Here is a 17395-nt window from a genome sequence, read left to right as displayed (position 1 = left end):
GGATGCCCGGGACGACCGGGCCGGGAAAGGACCCAGGAGTGGATCAGAGCGGCGGGTTCGGAGGCGGGCGGCTGCTCGTCGTCGCCTTCGAAGGCTGGAACGACGCCGGCGAGGCGGCCAGCGGCGCCGCACGCGCCCTCATCGAACGCCTGGATCTCGACGAGGTCGCCTCGATCGACCCCGAGCTCTACTTCGACTACCAGTTCACCCGGCCCATGGTCGAGACCGTCGACGGGCGGCGGCGCCTGAACTGGCCCGGTGCCAAACTCCTCGGGCCGAAGCCCGCATCCGGCGAGACTCCGCAGGCCGTCACCGGTCCCGGTGCCGAGGAGCTGCACATCCTCGTCGGCCAGGAGCCGGCGCGCAGCTGGAAGGCCTTCGCCCAGGAGCTCGTCGACGCCGCCCTGACCGCCGGCATCGACGGCATGATCATGCTCGGCGCGATGCTCGCCGACGCCCCGCACACCCGGCCCCTGACGGTGTTCGCCTCGAGCGACAACGACGAGGTGCGCCAGAGCCTCGGGCTCGAACGCAGCACCTACGAGGGCCCCGTCGGCATCCTCACCGTGCTTTCCGATGCCGCCGAAGAGGCCGGCATCCCCACGGTCACGCTCTGGGGGTCGGTGCCCCACTACATCCACCAGTCCCCCAGCCCGAAGGCCGTGCTCGCCCTGCTCGGCAAGCTCGAGCAGCTGACCGGCCTGACGATCTCGCGCGGCGACCTCGAAGAGGAGGCCGCCGGCTGGGAGGCGGGGGTGGATGCCATCGCCGCCGACGACGAGGAGATGGGCGACTACATCCGCCAGCTCGAGCAGGCCCGGGACACGGCCGACTCGCCGCAGGCCAGCGGCGACGCCATCGCGCAGGAATTCGAGCAGTACCTGCGGCGCCGCGGCGACGGCGGTACTGCCGGCGAACCGTGGCGGGGGCCGCAGCCCGGCAGCTGAAGGCCGTGCGCAGGCGACGCAGCGGTGCGGATGCCGTGACGCACCGGCATCCGCACCCGAAGGCTACGGCTGCAGCACGCCCGTCGACAGCAGCACGATGAGGGTGCCGCCGAGGAGGATGCGGTAGATCACGAACGGCAGGAAGCTGCGCTTGGAGATGTAGCTCATGAAGAACGCGATGACGACGATCGCGACGCCGAAGGCGACGACCGTGGCGACCGCCGTCTCGACCGGCCCGTAGACCGAGGGCTGCCCCCAGCTCTTGAACAGCTGGAAGAAGCCCGAACCGAACACCGCGGGGATCGCGAGCAGGAAGGCGTAGCGTGCGGCATCCGCCCGCTTGTAGCCCATGAGCAGCCCCGCCGTGATCGTGCCGCCCGAACGCGAAACGCCCGGGATGAGGGCAAGGGCCTGCGCGAAACCGTAGATCACGCCGTGACCGACCGTGAGGTCCTTCAGCTCGCGCCGCTTCGCGCCGATGTAGTCGGCCACGCCGAGGAGGACGCCGAATGCGATGAGCATGATCGCGACGATCCACAGCGATCTGAGCGTCGTCTCGATCTGATCCTGGAAGAGGAGGCCGAGCACCACGATCGGGATCGAGCCGATGATGATCAGCCAGCCCATGCGGGCATCGGGGTCGTTCCGCGGGGCGCGGCCCCACAGCGCGAGCCACCAGCGGGAGACGATCCGCACGATATCGCGCCAGAAGAAGACGACGACGGCCGCCTCGGTGCCGATCTGCACGATCGCCGTGAACGCCGCGCCCGGGTCGGCGGCGCTCGGGAACAGCTCCCCGACGATGCGCAGATGCGCACTCGAGGAGATCGGCAGGAACTCGGTGAGGCCTTGGACGAGGCCGAGGATGAATGCTTCGAACACGGGTGGGGATCCGCGCCTTCCGGTCGGGTCGTACGTGCGGTACGCGAGGGTGTGTCAGTACTCCAGGAGCAGGTCGCGGAGGACCTGCCTTCCGAAGACTAGTGCGTCCAGCGGCACCCGCTCGTCGACGCCGTGGAACATGCCCGGGAAGTCGAGTTCGGCCGGCAGCCGCAACGGCGCGAAGCCGTAGCCGGCGATGCCGAGGCGGCTCAGGGCCTTGTTGTCGGTGCCGCCGCTCATCAGATACGGGAAGACGGGCGCACCGGGGTCGTGCACGGCCAGGGCGGCGCGGGCGGCATCCACCAGCGGACCCGACGTCGGCGACTCGAGGCCGACGTCGCGGTGCACGACCTCGATCCGGATCTCGTCGCCGACGATGCCGCGGAGCTCGGCGAGCACCGCCTCCTCCTCGCCCGGCAGGGTGCGGACGTCGATGAGGGCCTCGGCGCGGTCGGGGATGACGTTGTGCTTGTAGCCTGCGGCCAGGCCCGTCGGGTTGCTCGTGGTGCGCAGGGTCGCGGTGATGAACCCCGACGCCGACGTCGCCAGGGCCAGCTCGTCGGCCGAGACCCGCACGGGATCGACCCCGAGCACCCCGGCGATGCCCGCGAGGAGCTCGCGCGTGGTGCCCGTCAGACGCACCGGCCACTCCGTGCGGCCGATGCGCGCGACCGCCTCCGCAAGGCGCGTGATCGCGTTGTCGTGGATCAGGCGCGAGCCGTGCGCCGCCTCCCCCGTCGCGACGAGGCGCAGCCACAGCAGCGACTTCTCCCCCGTCTGCAGCAGGTAGGCGCGGCGCCCGCCGACCGTGATCGAATAGCCGCCGACCTCGCTGATCGCCTCGGCGGCGCCGTCGAAGACCTCCGGATGGTGATCGACGAGCCAGTGGGCACCGAGCAGCCCGCCGGCCTCCTCGTCCGCGAAGAAGCCGACGATCACGTCGCGGGCGGGCTGCCGACCGGAGCCGAGGATGTCGCCGAGCGCGGTGAGGATCATGGCGTCCATGTCCTTCATGTCGACCGCGCCGCGGCCCCACAGCATTCCGTCTCGGATCTCGCCGGCGAAGGGGTCGACGCTCCAGTTCGCCGGGTCGGCCGGCACGACGTCGAGGTGGCCGTGCAGCACGAGCGCGGGCTTGGCCGGATCCGCGCCCGGCACCCGGGCCAGAACGCTCGCCCGGCCCGGCTCCGACTCGAACATGCGCGTGGCGAGGCCGAGCTTCTGCAGCTCGGCCTCGACGTAGCCGGCCGCCTCGGCCTCGCCGTTGGAGCGGCCGCCGCCCCAGTTCGTCGTATCGAAGCGGATGAGGTCGCGTGCGATGCGGGCCGTGGCCTCGAGTTCGGGGGTCTCGTCGCTGCGTTCGGGCATGCCCATCACGCTATCGGCTGCCGCCGGCCGGCGGGGTGGATGCCGGGGCCCGCCCGTGGTCGGAGGCGCCCGGAATCCGTGGTAGTGTCTTCTCTCGGGCCTGAGGGAAACCGAAGGGCCCGAAACCACGCGCGGGTGGCGGAATTGGCAGACGCGCTAGCTTGAGGTGCTAGTGCCCGTATTAGGGCGTGGGGGTTCAAGTCCCCCCTCGCGCACGTGGAGAAGAGCCGGACCTTCGGGTCCGGCTCTTCTGCTTTCCGGAGGTCACTCCTCGCGGTCCGTGCCGTCGCCCGTGCCGCCGGCTTCGCCGTCGCCGGTGCCGTCTTCGGGCACGTCTTCGCCGGGCACGTCTTCGCCGGGCGCCGCGTCGCCGGGCTTCCGGCGCTTCTTGCGGTGCTCGCCGACGACCTGCGACGCCTCGCCCGATGCGGCGCGCTCCGGCACATCCACACCCCGCGGCTGGATGTGACCGGGCTCCAGCGTCCGCTGCACGTCCTCGGGCGTGACCGTCTCGATGGCGCCGGTCGTGGCATCCACATACCATTCGGTCAGCGCAGGGTCCTCGCTGTCGAAACCGGCACCGGCACCCTCGTCGGCCGGCACCTCGCTCGCACCGAACACGAAGTCGTCGCCGTACTCGTCGATGCCGCGGCGCACGCCCTGCGCGATCGCCGCACGCGCGTACTTGCGACGGATGATGTACGGGTCGGTGCGCAGATCCTTCGCCCAGGAGAACATCATCCCGATGATGATGATCGCGAACGGCAGCGCCGAGACCACCATGAGCGCCTGCAGCCCCGACAGCGTCGACTGTCCGCCGGCCAGGAGCAGGGCGATCGCGATGAGGCCGAGCAGCCCGCCCCAGGTGATCGTCACCCACTTCGCCGGCTCGGGCCGCCCGCCCTGCGACATCGACCCCATCACGATCGAGGCCGAATCGGCGGCCGTGACGAAGAAGATGACGACGGCGACCATGGCGACCACCGAGGTGATCATGCCCACCGGCAGCCGTTGCAGGATCTGGAACAGCACCTCCTCGCTCGTGCCGCCGCTCTGCAGGTCCTCACCCTGCATCGTCATCCAGATCGCGGTGCCGCCGTAGACGACGAACCACGCGATCACGATCGCGGAAGGGACGAGCACGACGGTCGTGACGAACTCGCGGAGCGTACGCCCGCGCGAGATCTTCGCGATGAACATGCCGACGAACGGCGCCCACGACACCCACCACGCCCAGTAGTACGTCGTCCACGAGCCGAGGAAGGCCACGGCCTCCTCCCCGTCGTTCGCGTTCAGGGTGAGCATCCGCCCCAGCTGATCCACGAACTCGACGAGGCTGCCCGGCATGATGTTCAGGAGGAACACCGTCGGCCCCACGACGAGGAGGAACAGGCCGAGGAGGCCGGTCAGGATCATGTTCGTGTTCGACAGCAGGCGGATGCCGCGCTTCACGCCCGAGACGGCCGACCCCACGAACAGGGCCGTCAGCACGGCGATCGTGCCGACGAGGAAGGCGTTGCCGAGCGGCCCGATGCCGGTGACGATCACGAACCCGCTCTGGATCTGCAGCGCGCCGATGCCGAGCGAGACCGCGGTGCCGAACAGGGTGACGATGATCGCGAAGAAGTCGATGATGCGCCCGAGCACCCGATGCGTCGCCCCCGGGAAGACCGGCTCGAAGAGCGCGGAGATCAGCGGCGCGCGCCCGCGACGGTAGGCGTTGTAGGCGATGGCGCCGCCGACGAGGGCGTAGAAGGCCCACGCCATCGGGCCCCAGTGCAGCACGGTCTGCGCCATCGCCGGCAGGACCGCCTCGCTCGTCCCGCCGTCGACGCTCTGACTCGGCGACGGGCTCAAGAAGTACGTCAGGGGTTCCAACGGCCCGTAGAACAGCAGGCCGATGCCGAGGCCGGCGGCGAACAGCATCGCGACCCAGGACCCCGTGGAGAACTCGGGTTTCTCGTCGTCGGCGCCGAGGCGGATGCCGCCGGTGCGGCCGTAGCCGACGACGAGCATGAAGAGCCCGATCGCGATCGCCAGGGCGGTGAACAGCCAGCCGAAGTTGACCGTCACCCAGTCGAGGGAGACCGCACCGACCGCGGCGAGGTTGTCGGGCCAGATGAACGCCCAGGCGATGACGCCGAGGGTGACGACCACCGCCCCGATGAACACCGCCGTGTTCGTGGGGAACGTCGTGCCGGTCTGCTCGACGCCGATCCCGGGGATGAGCCCCGGGTGCGGGGTGACCGGGGCATCCACCGCACGCTTCAGCGCCTTCTTCACCCGGCCTTCGGATCGCGCCGGGGTCTCGGAGGCGTGTCGTGCCGAATGCCGGGGCCGCTGCTCGTCCGCCACGTCCATCCCCTGTCCGGGCGCTTCCGTGCCGCCCTGTCGATGAGGTGCAACCGGCTCCACGCTAGCCACGGTCGGCGCGGTGCACGGTGAAGACCGGCCGCTATTCGCCGGATCGCGCCTCGGCCTCCGCTCCCCTCGTCCGAGGGATGCGGGACCTCGCTATTTCACTGTTAGATGGTCTAAAGTGGAAATGTCGGTGAGAGGAGGGGCGCATGGGCGACTACGTCGAACGGCTCTGGCATCCCGAGGACGCCGGCGGGCTCAGTCGCCGCGACCGCGCCCCGGGCCGATACCGCGCCTACGTTCCGCGCGAACTCGGCACCCGGCTGCCGGCCCTCGGCGCCGAAGCGCAGGAGGCGGCCGAGGACGCCCTGGCCGTGCTCGCCCGCGCAGACGAACGGGTCGGGGCGCGCGGCAGCTACCTGAACCACCTGCTGATCCGATCCGAATCCATCTCCTCCTCGTGGATCGAAGGCAATCGCATCACGCCCAAGCGGCTCGCCATCGCCGAGGTGCTCCGGCAGGGCTCGCGTCAGGCGCTCGACGTCGTCGCGAACGTGCGGGCGACCGAAGAAGCCATCGCCGGCCTCGCCGACCGCGCACGCCCGATCACCGCAGGCGACATCGTCGACCTCCAGCACGTCATCGAACCCCGCCTCGCACGCGGCCTCCGGCAGGAGCAGAACTGGGTCGGCGGGCCCGGCTGGTCGCCGCTGCGCGCCGCGTTCGTGCCGCCGCCCGAGACCGAGGTGCCGAGGCTCGTCGACGACCTCGCCGGCTTCGTCACCGACACCGGCGGCAATCCCGTCGTGCGGGCCGCGATCGCACACGCCCAATTCGAGACGATCCACCCCTTCATCGACGGCAACGGGCGCACCGGCCGCGCGCTCATCCACACGATCCTGCGCCGCGCCGACGCCGTGCGGAACACGCTCATCCCGATCAGCACCGTCTTCGCCGGCGACACCGATTCCTACCTCGCCGGGCTCACCGGCTACCGCGCCGCGCCGCCCGCGATCGACGACTGGGTCATCGGCTTCGCCCGCGCCGCAGAACGGGCCGCCGGCAACGCCGCCGAGCTCGCCGAAGACATCACCGCCCTCGACCGCGATACCTTCGAGCGGCTCGTGGAGGTGCGGCGCGCGCGCGGCGCGAACCCGGCCGAACCGAGGCGGGATGCCGTCGTGCGCCGCATCCTCGGCACCCTCGCCGCAGAGCCCGTGCTCACCGCCGAATCCGTCAGCTCGCGGCTGGCCGTCTCACCGCAGGCCGCCCACCGGGCCCTCGTCGAACTCGCCGAGGCCGGCATCCTCGGGCGCACGAAAGACCAGCGGGGCCGGCTGATCTGCTGGACGGCCGACCGCTACCTCGCCCTCGTCGCCCTCGCCGAACGCAGCAACCGCGTCGGCGGCGGGCGCGTCAATATTGCAGGATTCAGGGGACGAGAGATTCATAGAGAGATGAGTTGAAAGAAAGGATCCCTTGAGTCGGATTGATGGGTCTCCACTCTCCATCACGAGTCGGCACAAGCAGAAGAATCACTTCCCCACCTGGGATACTAGGCATTTTCATGGTTGAAGACTGGGTGCAGTCGTCCTTCAAATGAATCGAAACACTCATCCCAATAACCTGTGGTGAGCCCTTCCTCACATCTTCGACTACGACTTGAATGACATTGTCCTGTCTGTCATCATCGTTTGCGGGAATAGTGGCGCGGCCGATGAGTTCAGATTCTCTGGCAGCGTCTTGAATCGTCTCGTAGTGCACATAAGCGAAGCAAGCGGCGCTGCGGTCGCCTCTCCCGTCACTACAGCCAACCATTCCAGTCAATAGGCAGAGCGCTCCGATTACTACTGCCGTGATGCTGTGTTTCACCGCGTCTTTCTCATCTCGTCAGTACAGCGTGATTATCCCGAGTTGATCACCTCTGCCTAGAGTGCGCTGAGCGACGTCGCATGTACTCGAGGCGGGCTTCATGACCAACGCAGTGCTTTGCGCTACGTGTCCAAGACCAAAAACGTGCCCAAATTCGTGCGTTCCGACTCCTCGCACGTCATAGTTTGATCCTGAACAGCTCGACGCTGAGGACCACGAGTATGAGGTATTGTAGCGCTGGTCGGATTCAAGCGCGTCGCCATAGCTGTTGTACCAAGTGCAGGTGACGGCAAGTGTTCCGGATGGCAGCTCCCCCCAACCGACAACGTTTCGAGTGCTTCGAGTGGAACATCCACCGTCCTTGGTTAGATTCGGAGCTTCTGTCGTAGCTCCTACATAGTATTCGCCTGCGCTCGACAACTCAGTGTAATTGCATACGGATATTGTTCCGGTCCATGCGGTTGCTGCCGCTTGGAAGGCGGCAAGACTGGACGCACGAGCATCGCTAGAATTGTAGTACCAGTTGTAATCGTTCGGCCATCGCCAGCCGCCGATTTCGTAATCGGAGCTCGAGCAGCTTGCAAGAGTTTCGTACTTGAGAGGGTCTGTTGTAAACCATGACTGAATGGTATCCGTGCGAGATTCCATCCAGGCCTTCTGCTCTACGATCGCGTCGTCTGAGCCGTACCATTCATCATTGTAAAGAATGGCAATTCCACTGGTGATGGTGTTGGTGATCTGAACCTCAGATACTGCTATGGCTTCGTGAGTAGTTGATGCTTGAGCCACCACGGTCTCACCAACGGCAGGAACTGCAATCAATCGGCCATCTGGAAGGCTGATGTGCATCCCAGACTGAACGGTGCAACTATCTTCGATCTGGTCCAATGTGATGGAACCGTTCCCGCAGTCCGAGACTGTAGCAAGCACCGGCGTGGCTGTCGCTATGCTTCCCATGAGAATGGGAACAGCTATATAGATTCCGATGCTGAATTTCACGACTCACCTTTGCGATAGTCCGGTTTGTCTTTCAGGTATTTGACAGCCGATGGTAAGGGAACATGCACTGCGCGCTCGTCTATCGTTATAGTTTTGTTATTAATCTCCTGATGCATCGAGGGGCTGCGTTGCGGCGCGCTGCGTGAGGTGTTCGAGGTGACGAGCGCGGCGACTTGCAAGCATCGAACAAGTGTTCGAAACTGGAGTATGACCGTGATCGCTCCGCTCCGCACCATCGACCCCGCCCCGCGGGGCGATGCGGCGCGCGCGGCCGGTGCCAGGGTCGCCGAGCTGCAGTCGCGCATCCGCGGCATGGAGGCCCGCAAGCTCGAAGGGCGCGCCGTGCCGACACCGGCCGCCCTCGCCCCCGTGCTGCCCGGCGGAAGCCTGCGCGAGGGCTCGGTCTACGTCGTGGAGGGCTCGGTCGCGCTGCTCATGACGGCGCTCTCGGCGGCATCCGCCGCAGGAAGCTGGGCCGCGATCGTCGGCCTGCCCGAATTCGGCGTCGAAGCCGCCGAACAGGCCGGGCTCGCCCTCGACCGGCTCGTGCTCGTGCCCGAACCCGGGCGGCACTGGTTCCAGGCGACCGCCGCGCTCGCCGACGTCATCCCGCTCGTCGCCGTGCGACCCGCCGCACGCATCGCCCCGGCCGACGCCGCGAGATTCGCCGCCAGGCTCCGCCAGCGCGGCACGGTCCTCTTCTCCACCGGGGACTGGCCGCAGGCCGACGCGCGGCTGCGGCTCGAACGCAGCGACTGGTCGGGGCTCGGCGCCGGGCGCGGGCGGATCGCCGGACGCGACGCCGTCGTCACCGGCATCGGCCGCGACGCCCGGGTGCGGCGGACGACCGTGGCGATGCCCGGGATGCCGCTGCCCGGGTCGGGCGGCCGCGATGCGCCGGAAGCGGGGATGCCGGAAGCAGGGATGCCGGAGGCGGGGATGCCGGAGGCCGGGGCGCGGCTCGCGCTCATCGACGGGGGCGGCCCGGCATCCGCCGCCGGCGGCGCCCCGACCGCGGATCGGCGGGCGGCCGGATGAGCGGCGAACGCACGATCGTGCTCTGGTGCCCCGACTGGCCCGTGCACGCCGCGAGCAGTCAGGCCGGCCTCGACGCGGACGCCGCCGTCGCCCTCATCGACCGCGGCCTCGTCTACGCGTGCTCGGCCGCCGCCCGCAGTGAAGGCGTGCGCCGCGGGCTGAAGCTCCGCGAAGCGCAGCTCCGCTCCCCCGCACTCACCGTGCTCGACTACGACGCCGCCCTCGACGCCCGCGTCTTCGAACCCGTCATCCGACTCGTCGAGGCCACCGTGCCCGGCGTGCAGATCATCCGCCCCGGCACGCTCGCGATGCGCGCCCGCGGGCCGGCCCGCTATTACGGCGGTGAGGAGGCCGCCGCCGAAGCCCTGCTCGCGACCGCGGAACGCGCCGGCGTCCAGGGCTCCCGCATCGGCATCGCCGACGGCGCCTTCGCCGCCGAGCAGGCGGCGCGGGCGAGCGGCGCAGCGGGCCGCACCGGCATCGTGCCCGCCGGGGAGGCCGCCGCCTTCATCGCCCCGCTGCCCGTCGGCCTCCTCGTCGACGAGCGCACCGCGACCCTGCTGCACCGCCTCGGCATCCGCACCCTCGGCGAACTCGCCGCCCTGCCCGAAGCCGATGTGCGACGCCGCTTCGGCGCGGCCGGCGCGTTCGCCCACGCCCGCGCATCCGCTCGCGAAGACGCCCGTGTGCGGGCACGCACCCCGCCGCCCGACCATGAGGTCGAAGCCCGCTACGAACCCCCGCTCGACCGCATCGACGCCCTCGCCTTCGCCTTCCGCACCCGGGCCGAGGAATTCGAGAACCGGCTGCGGGCGGCGAAACTCGTCTGCACCGCCCTGCGCGTCGAGATCGTCGACGACCGCGGCGGCCGATCCGAACGCGAATGGCTGCACCCCCGCTGGTTCACCGCCGCCGACGTCGTCGACCGGGTGCGCTGGCAGCTGCAGGGCGGCGGCAGCGCCGACCGGGGCCTCGCCGCACCCATCGCGCACGTGCGCATCGCCCCCGCCCGCGTCGACGACGCCGCCGCGCACGAGACCGGGCTCTGGGGCGGCGGCCCCGACGAACGCGTGCACCACGGCCTCACCCGTGTGCAGAGCATGCTCGGCCACGACGCCGTCGTCACCGGCTCCGTCGGCGGCGGCCGCATGCTCGCCGACCGGCAGGTGTTCGTGCCGTGGGGCGACCGGCTGCCGCCCTCCACACGCGAGCGCCCCTGGCCCGGAAGCCTGCCCGGGCAGGCGCCGTCGAGCGTGTTCCGCGACCGCGCCCCGGTGCTGGTCCTCGACGCCGCCGGCGAACCCGTGCGCGTCGACGAGCGCGGCGCCATCAGCGCGCCGCCCGAACGCTTCGCCCCGCCGGCATCCGCCGGGAAGCACGGGCCGAAGGGGGCGCACGAGGCGCACGGCGGCGAGCGCCGCGTGCAGGCCTGGGCGGGGCCGTGGCCCGTCGTCGAACGCTGGTGGGACGCCGAGGCGGCCAGGCGCCTGTACCGCTTCCAGCTCGTCGACGACGCCGGACAGGCATGGCTGCTCGTGCTCGACGAGACCGGGTGGCGGGCCGAAGCGAGGTACGACTGATGGCGGGAGGCATCTGATGGGCTGGAACAATCCGCCGATCCCCTGGTCGGAACTCGAACGCACCCTCTCGGAGCGGCGGCGCCCGGGCGGGCCGGCGGTGCCCGCCGACGGCGGCGACTCGCCCGCGTGGAGCCGGACCCGGCATCCATACCGCCCGCCCGAGGAGCCGCCGGCCGCGGTCGCCGGGCCCGTCGTGCCCTATGCGGAACTGCACGCGCACACGAACTTCAGCTTCCTCGACGGGGCCTCCCCGCCCGAGCGGCTCGTGGAGGAGGCGAACCGGTTGGGCCTCACCGGCCTCGCCGCGACCGATCACGACGGCTTCTACGGGGTCGTGCGCTTCGCCGAGGCCGCCGAGTCGTATCCGGAGTTGCAGACGGTCTTCGGCGCCGAACTCTCGCTCGGGCTGAGCGGCCCGCAGAACGGCGCGGCCGACCCCGAGGGCACGCATCTGCTCGTGCTCGCCCGCGGCGAAGAGGGCTACCACCGGCTGGCGTCGGCGATCACGGCCGCTCAGCTCGCCGGCGGCGAGAAGGGGCGGCCCGTCTACGACGTCGAGGAGCTCGGCGAACGCGCCGGCGGCGCCTGGACGGTGCTGACGGGGTGCCGCAAGGGCAGCGTCCGCGCCGCGCTCGCCGAGGCCGGGCCGGCGGCGGCGCGGCTCGAACTCGACCGGCTCGCCGCGGTCTTCGGGCGCGAGCACGTCGTCGTCGAACTCTTCGACCACGGGCATCCGGGCGATCAGGATGCGAATGACGCGCTCGCCGGGCTCGCCCGCGACGCCGGCCTGCCGATCGTCGCGACGAACGCGGTGCACTATGCGACGCCCGGCGAATACCGGCTCGCGTCGGCGCTCGCGGCCGTACGGGCCCGCCGCAGCCTCGACGAACTCGACGGCTGGCTGCCGGCGGCGAACAGCGCCCATCTGCGCTCGGGGGCCGAGATGGCCGAGCGCTTCCGCGACCACCCCGGTGCGGTGGCGTTCTCGGTCGAGGTGGCCGCCTCGCACGCGTTCACTCTGCGGAGCGCCCGGCCGCATCTGCCGAAGCAGGAGGTGCCCGCGGGGCATACGCCGATGTCGTGGCTGGCCGAGCTCACCCGGCGGGGCGCCGCCGAACGGTACGGGGATCCGCTGCCGGCGGGCCATCGGGATCGTCTGGAGCAGGAGCTGCGGGTCATCGAGCAGCTCGACTTCCCCGGCTACTTCCTCATCGTGCACGACATCGTGCAGGAGGCGAAGCGCCGCGGCATCCTCTGCCAGGGCCGAGGCTCCGCGGCCGGCAGCGCCGTGTGCTTCGTGCTCGGCATCACCGCGGTCGACTCGATCCGCTACCGGTTGCCGTTCGAACGGTTCCTGTCGAGCCTGCGCGACGAACCGCCCGATATCGACGTCGACTTCGACTCCGACCGGCGCGAGGAGATCATCCAGTACGTCTACGAGAAGTACGGGAGGCAGAACGCCGCGCAGGTCGCCAACGTCATCAGCTACCGGCCGAAGGGTGCCGTACGCGATATGGCCAAGGCGCTCGGCTATTCGACCGGGCAGCAGGATGCGTGGACGAAGCAGGTCGAACGCTGGGGCGCCGAGATCGCCAGCGACGACCACGACATCCCCGCGCCGGTCGTCGAACTCGCCGAACGGGTGCTGAGCTTCCCGCGCCACCTCGGCATCCACTCCGGCGGCATGGTGCTCACCGACCGGCCCGTCGGCGAGGTGTGCCCCATCGAGCACGCCCGCATGGACGGCCGCACGGTGCTGCAGTGGGACAAAGACGATTGCAAGTGGATGGGGCTCGTCAAGTTCGACCTGCTCGGGCTCGGGATGCTCGGGGCGCTGCAGCACACCTTCGACCTCGTGCGCGAGTCGACGGGCGAGGTGTGGGAGCTCGCGACGATCCCCGCCGAGGAGCCCGGCGTGTACGACATGCTCGCCCGCGGCGATTCGGTGGGCGTGTTCCAGGTCGAGTCGCGGGCGCAGATGGCGACGCTGCCGAGGCTGCGGCCGCGCGACTTCTACGAGCTCGCCGTCGAGATCGCCCTCATCCGCCCCGGCCCGGTGCAGGGCGGTGCCGTGCACCCGTACATCCGCCGCCGCACGGGTGAGGAGAAGATCACCTACCTGCATCCGAAACTGGAGCCGGTGCTGGAGCGCACCCTCGGCGTTCCGCTGTTCCAGGAGCAGCTCATGCAGATGGCCGTGGCCGTCGGCGGCTTCGACGCCGAGCAGGCCGACCGGCTGCGGCGGGCGATGGGATCCAAACGCGGCGTCGAACGCATCGACCGGTTGAAGGGCGATCTGTATGCGGGCATGGCCGCCAACGGCATCACGGGCGCGGATGCCGATTCGATCTACGAGAAGATCAACGCCTTCGCGAACTTCGGCTTCGCCGAGAGCCATGCGATCGCGTTCGCGCTGCTCGTGTACGCCAGCTCGTGGCTGAAGCTGCACTACCCGGCGGCGTTCCTCGCCGGTCTGCTGCGGGCCCAGCCGATGGGCTTCTATTCGCCGCGCACCCTCGTCGCCGATGCGCGCCGGCACGGGGTGCGGGTGCTCAGGCCGAACCTGGCGTGTTCGGGGGTGGATGCCGGGCTGGAAGCCCTCGCGCCGGATCGCACCGCCGCGACCGGGCTCGATGCGTGCCTCGGCGAGCAGCCGCCCGTCGGACCCTTCGACCAGGACGCCCCGGATCGCGGCCGCGAGCATCGCCGCGACGGCGCCTTCGCCGTGCGGCAGGGGCTGTCGGGGGTCGCGAAGATCGGGCGGAAGGCCGCCGAACGCATCGTCTCCGAACGGGAGCGGGGCGGCCCGTACCGCGATCTGCACGATCTGTCGCGCCGGGCCGGGCTGAACGCCGAGCAGCTCGAGGCGCTCGCCGCGGCCGGCGCCTTCGAGGACTTCGGGCTCGAGCGCCGCGAGGCGCTGTGGATCGCCGGCGAGGCGGCTGCGGACCGCGAGGAGTTCCTGCCGGGCACGGTCGTCGCGGTGCAGCCGCCGTTGCTGCCGCTGCTGAGCCCGCAGGAGCAGCTCGTGTACGACCTGTGGACGACGGGCCTCTCCCCCGACGACCATCCGATCCGCTACGCCCGGTCGGGCCTCGATGCCCGCGGAGCGCTGCGGATCGACCTGCTGCGAGAGGCCGAATCGGGGCGGCGGATCGAGGTCGGCGGGGTCGTCACGCACCGGCAGCGGCCGGCGACGGCCGGCGGGGTGACGTTCCTGAACCTCGAGGACGAGTCGGGCATCCTGAACGTCATCGCGAGCCAGGGGGTGTGGCAGCGTTTCCGGCGCACGGCCCGGGAAGCGCCGGCGCTCGTCGTGCGCGGCATCCTGGAGCGCACCCGGGAGGGGGTGATCAATCTCGTCGCCGATCGGTTCGAGCGTCTGGAGCTCGGTGCGCCGGTGCGTTCGCGGGACTTCCGGTGAGGCGGCCGCGCGGGCCGCGTCGAGGCGATCTCCGGTCATCCCGGTGACGCATCGACGGCACGCGCGATCCGCGGCCACGGTGGGCACGGGAATCCGTTAGCGTCGAGCGGGTGACGAACACGCTCGACGCCTGGGACCGATACGGAAGCGATGTGCTCGCAGGCGACTGGCGGAGTGCCGGTCGCAAGGCGACACCGCGGGTCGAAGCCGAGCCGGGCCTCGTCGTCGAACTCGTCGGCGACGGATTCTGCGGTGCCGTCGTCGGCATCGAGCAGCAGGCCGTGGTGCTCGAAGACCGGCATCGCAGGCGCCGAATGTTCCCCCTCGGCACGGGCTTCCTGCTGGACGGCGAACCGGTGACCCTCATCAGGCCCACACCGAAGCCGGCCGGGCGGCTTCGGACCGCATCCGGGTCGTTCGCGGCACCGGCGGGCCCGGCGAAGACGGCCCTGCCGAGCCGCATCTTCGTCGAGGGCCGCCACGACGCCGAACTCGTCGAGAAGATCTGGGGCGCCGACCTGCGCGCCGAGGGCGTCGTCGTCGAGTACCTCGAGGGTGTGGACGTACTCGGGCCCATGCTGGACGACTTCCGGCCGGGGCCGGGCCGCAAGGCCGGGGTGCTCGTCGACCACCTCGTGCCGGGGTCGAAGGAGGCCCGCATCGCGGATGCCGTGGCCCGCGGCCCCCACGGCGCATCCACCCTCGTCGTCGGCCACCCGTTCATCGACATCTGGCAGGCGGTCAAGCCCGTCCGCCTCGGCCGGGAGGCGTGGCCGGTGGTGCCGCGCGGCATCGACTGGAAGCACGGCGTGTGCGAGGCCTTCGGCTGGCCGCACGAGGAGCAGGCCGATATCGCCCGGGCCTGGCAGCGGATCCTCGGCCGGGTCCGCGGGTACGGGGACCTGGAGCCGGCCCTCCTCGGCCGCGTCGAGGAGCTCATCGACTTCGTCACGGCGTAGGGCGCCGCGGCACCGGCCGGCCCGTCGGGCGGCGCCTTCAGCCTGCCCGGCCGCCGACGAGGGGCGCCGGCCGTGCGGCGGCCAGCCGGTCGGCGAGGACGATCGCGAGCACGCCGAGGAACACGGCCGCCGACGTCCTCGCCAGCACGTCGAGGCCGACCATCCACGCGGCGAGCACCGGTGCCGCGGAGAGGGCGCTGCCGGCCGCACCGAGGAGCGCTTCGATGAGACCGAGGCCGGCGAGTCCCAGGACGACGATGAACGGCGCCCGGTGCCAGGGGGCCGGAAGCATGCCGGCGCGGAGGATCTGCACGGATGCGATGAGCGCCAGCGCGAGGGCGACGAGGTCGCCGGCGAGTGAGAGCGCCGTGACGAGCCCGGACTGCCCGCTCGAGACGAGCGCTTCGGTGAGCACGGGGTCGAGGATCATCCGGGCGAGCACCAGGACGCCGAGCGCGATGAGCGCACCGGTGCCGAGCGGCCGGTTCGCGCTCACGCTGCCGGCACCGCGGATGCCGAGTGCGAAGAGGAGGAACGCCGCGGCCAGGCACACCGCGCCGACGACCCCTGAACCGGGGAGGGCGTACGCGAGTGCCGGCGGGATCGCGACGGCGGCGACGAGCAGGCCGCCGCCGACGGTCCAGGCCAGGCGGGCATCGGAACGAGCGGTGCGGACGGCGGCATCGGCGTCGGTCATGCCGCCGAGTGTACGGGGTGCCCGGTGCCGACGACAGCCCCGGCTGCGGACGGCTACCCGATCGTCGTGCCGAAGGCGAGGCCGAGCAGGTAGGTGACGGCGGCGGCCCCGAGGCCGATCGCCAGCTGGCGCAGGGCGCGTTTCAGCGGTGAGGCCCCCGAGAGCAGCCCGACGATCGCGCCGGTGACGAGCAGGGCGATGCCGACGAGCACGCTCGCAAGGACGACGGCGCCGATCCCGCTCATGCCGAACAGGTACGGCAGTACGGGGATGAGTGCGCCCGAGGCGAAGAAGCAGAAGCTCGACAGTGCGGCCGTCATGCCCTGCCCGACGGCCTCGTCGGGGTCTTCGACGGCGGCGAGGGAGCCGGTCGCCGGGGTGCGGGCGCGCATGCGGGCGATGACGCGGCCGGCATGCGCGGCGGCATCGGTTTCGCTCATGCCGCGGGCGCGGTAGACGAGGGCGAGCTCGTTCGCGTCGACGTCGAGGTCGTGCACGGCGCGGTCGGCGTCTGGGTCGGGTGCGGATGCCGCCAGGAGCTCCCGCTGCGAGCGCACCGAGACGTATTCGCCGGCGCCCATCGACAGGGCGCCGGCCAGGAGCCCGGCGATGCCGGTGAAGAGGACGACGGGGGCCGGCACCCCGGTCGCGCCGATGCCGAGGACGAGGGCGAGGTTGGAGACGAGGCCGTCGTTGGCGCCGAAGACGGCGGCACGGAAGGTGCCCGACAGGCGTCTTCGGCCGCGGGAGGCGAGCCCTCGCACGACCTCGCCGTGGATGCGTTCGTCGGCGGCCATCGCGGGCGTCGCGTCGGGGTCGTCGGCGTAGGGCGAACGGGCTTCGGCGCGCTGGGCGAGGGCGAGGACGAAGATGGAGCCGAAGCGGCGGGCGAGGCCCCCGAGCATCCGGGTACGGATGTCGGCCTTCGGCAGCCGGGTGTCGTCGCCGCCGAGGAGCGCGAGCCAGTGCGCTTCGTGGCGTCCCTCGGCGGAGGCGAGGGCGAGGAGGATCTCGCGTTCCTCGCCGCCGCGGCGTTCGGCGAGTTCGCGGTAGACGGCAGCCTCGGCGCGTTCGTCGGCGAGGTAGCGGCGCCACCTGGCGCGGTCGGCGCCGCTCGCGGCTTCGCCGGGCCTGCTGTTTCCGGGTTCCTGTGGCACCGGCTTCCCTTCGCGGGCGCGTGCGCGGGCCCGCCGCATCGCGTTCGCCCCGTTCGGGGCGCAGGCCAGCGTAGCGCCCGCGGCGGCCGGCCGGCCCGGCCCGGGCGGGGATTG

General features: G+C 71.0%; 13 protein-coding genes and 1 tRNA gene. 7 read left to right on the top strand and 7 right to left on the bottom strand.

What is annotated here, in order from left to right:
• The first annotated feature begins 2 nt into the window (after positions 1–2).
• The gene (locus G127AT_RS00305) at positions 3–947 is read left to right on the top strand and encodes a PAC2 family protein (RefSeq protein ID WP_210898690.1); all 945 of its coding nucleotides are present in this window, start codon (positions 3–5) and stop codon (positions 945–947) included.
• Positions 948–1010: 63 nt separating this feature from the next.
• Here G127AT_RS00305 and G127AT_RS00300 read toward each other — a convergent pair whose 3' ends face one another.
• Complete coding sequence (locus tag G127AT_RS00300) at positions 1011–1829, bottom strand: undecaprenyl-diphosphate phosphatase (RefSeq protein ID WP_210898688.1); 819 nt, start codon at positions 1827–1829, stop codon at positions 1011–1013.
• 54 nt (positions 1830–1883) lie between these two features.
• Positions 1884–3197, bottom strand: a complete 1314-nt coding sequence (locus G127AT_RS00295; protein WP_425305872.1) for a M20/M25/M40 family metallo-hydrolase — start codon at positions 3195–3197, stop codon at positions 1884–1886.
• A 129-nt stretch (positions 3198–3326) separates the two neighbouring features.
• Here G127AT_RS00295 and G127AT_RS00290 point away from each other — a divergent pair.
• Positions 3327–3412, top strand: a tRNA-Leu gene (locus G127AT_RS00290).
• Between the two features lie 49 nt (positions 3413–3461).
• Here G127AT_RS00290 and G127AT_RS00285 read toward each other — a convergent pair.
• Positions 3462–5558, bottom strand: a complete 2097-nt coding sequence (locus G127AT_RS00285) for a BCCT family transporter (RefSeq protein WP_210898684.1) — start codon at positions 5556–5558, stop codon at positions 3462–3464.
• 206 nt (positions 5559–5764) lie between these two features.
• Between G127AT_RS00285 and G127AT_RS00280 the strand changes: the two genes are divergently transcribed.
• Positions 5765–7021, top strand: coding sequence for a Fic family protein (locus G127AT_RS00280; protein WP_210898682.1), 1257 nt, complete (start codon positions 5765–5767; stop codon positions 7019–7021).
• Here G127AT_RS00280 and G127AT_RS00275 read toward each other — a convergent pair.
• Positions 6987–7427: a hypothetical protein gene (locus G127AT_RS00275; RefSeq protein WP_210898680.1), complete on the bottom strand. Its 441-nt coding sequence runs from the start codon at positions 7425–7427 to the stop codon at positions 6987–6989. The two genes, G127AT_RS00280 and G127AT_RS00275, sit on opposite strands and share 35 nt — an antisense overlap.
• An 18-nt stretch (positions 7428–7445) precedes the next feature.
• Entirely contained in the window at positions 7446–8426 is a 981-nt protein-coding gene (locus tag G127AT_RS00270) for a matrixin family metalloprotease (protein ID WP_210898678.1), read from the bottom strand.
• A 207-nt stretch (positions 8427–8633) separates the two neighbouring features.
• Between G127AT_RS00270 and G127AT_RS00265 the strand changes: the two genes are divergently transcribed.
• The 4 genes from G127AT_RS00265 to G127AT_RS00250 all read left to right on the top strand — a co-directional run bounded on the left by G127AT_RS00265 (position 8634) and on the right by G127AT_RS00250 (position 15427).
• Complete coding sequence (locus G127AT_RS00265; protein WP_210898676.1) at positions 8634–9464, top strand: hypothetical protein; 831 nt, start codon at positions 8634–8636, stop codon at positions 9462–9464.
• Complete coding sequence (locus G127AT_RS00260; protein ID WP_210898674.1) at positions 9461–11044, top strand: DNA polymerase Y family protein; 1584 nt, start codon at positions 9461–9463, stop codon at positions 11042–11044. The genes G127AT_RS00265 and G127AT_RS00260 overlap by 4 nt, the downstream gene beginning before the upstream one ends.
• Positions 11045–11060: 16 nt before the next feature.
• The gene (locus tag G127AT_RS00255; protein WP_210898672.1) at positions 11061–14468 is read left to right on the top strand and encodes an error-prone DNA polymerase; all 3408 of its coding nucleotides are present in this window, start codon (positions 11061–11063) and stop codon (positions 14466–14468) included.
• Between the two features lie 110 nt (positions 14469–14578).
• On the top strand, positions 14579–15427 hold the full coding sequence (locus tag G127AT_RS00250; protein ID WP_210898670.1) for a DUF3097 domain-containing protein: 849 nt from the start codon (positions 14579–14581) through the stop codon (positions 15425–15427).
• 37 nt (positions 15428–15464) lie between these two features.
• Here G127AT_RS00250 and G127AT_RS00245 read toward each other — a convergent pair whose 3' ends face one another.
• A complete protein-coding gene (locus G127AT_RS00245) occupies positions 15465–16124 on the bottom strand; it encodes a hypothetical protein (protein WP_210898668.1) in 660 nt (219 codons plus the stop codon).
• A 53-nt stretch (positions 16125–16177) separates the two neighbouring features.
• A complete protein-coding gene (locus G127AT_RS00240; protein ID WP_210898666.1) occupies positions 16178–17320 on the bottom strand; it encodes a VIT1/CCC1 transporter family protein in 1143 nt (380 codons plus the stop codon).
• Positions 17321–17395 lie beyond the last annotated feature (75 nt).

The sequence above is a fragment of the Agromyces archimandritae genome (genome assembly GCF_018024495.1).
GTDB classification, from domain to species: domain Bacteria; phylum Actinomycetota; class Actinomycetes; order Actinomycetales; family Microbacteriaceae; genus Agromyces; species Agromyces archimandritae.
Note: the sequence above shows the minus strand (reverse complement) of the source record. Positions and strands in the feature narration are given on the sequence as shown.

What these genes read in the sequence shown, in the direction of transcription:
- G127AT_RS00305 (WP_210898690.1), top strand. Translation starts at nt 3, where the DNA reads ATGCCCGGGACGACCGGGCCGGGAAAGGACCCAGGAGTGGATCAGAGC.
- G127AT_RS00295 (WP_425305872.1), bottom strand. Translation starts at nt 3,197, where the DNA reads ATGCCCGAACGCAGCGACGAGACCCCCGAACTCGAGGCCACGGCCCGC.
- G127AT_RS00285 (WP_210898684.1), bottom strand. Translation starts at nt 5,558, where the DNA reads ATGGACGTGGCGGACGAGCAGCGGCCCCGGCATTCGGCACGACACGCC.
- G127AT_RS00280 (WP_210898682.1), top strand. Translation starts at nt 5,765, where the DNA reads ATGGGCGACTACGTCGAACGGCTCTGGCATCCCGAGGACGCCGGCGGG.
- G127AT_RS00265 (WP_210898676.1), top strand. Translation starts at nt 8,634, where the DNA reads ATGACCGTGATCGCTCCGCTCCGCACCATCGACCCCGCCCCGCGGGGC.
- G127AT_RS00260 (WP_210898674.1), top strand. Translation starts at nt 9,461, where the DNA reads ATGAGCGGCGAACGCACGATCGTGCTCTGGTGCCCCGACTGGCCCGTG.
- G127AT_RS00255 (WP_210898672.1), top strand. Translation starts at nt 11,061, where the DNA reads ATGGGCTGGAACAATCCGCCGATCCCCTGGTCGGAACTCGAACGCACC.
- G127AT_RS00245 (WP_210898668.1), bottom strand. Translation starts at nt 16,124, where the DNA reads ATGACCGACGCCGATGCCGCCGTCCGCACCGCTCGTTCCGATGCCCGC.
- G127AT_RS00240 (WP_210898666.1), bottom strand. Translation starts at nt 17,320, where the DNA reads ATGCGGCGGGCCCGCGCACGCGCCCGCGAAGGGAAGCCGGTGCCACAG.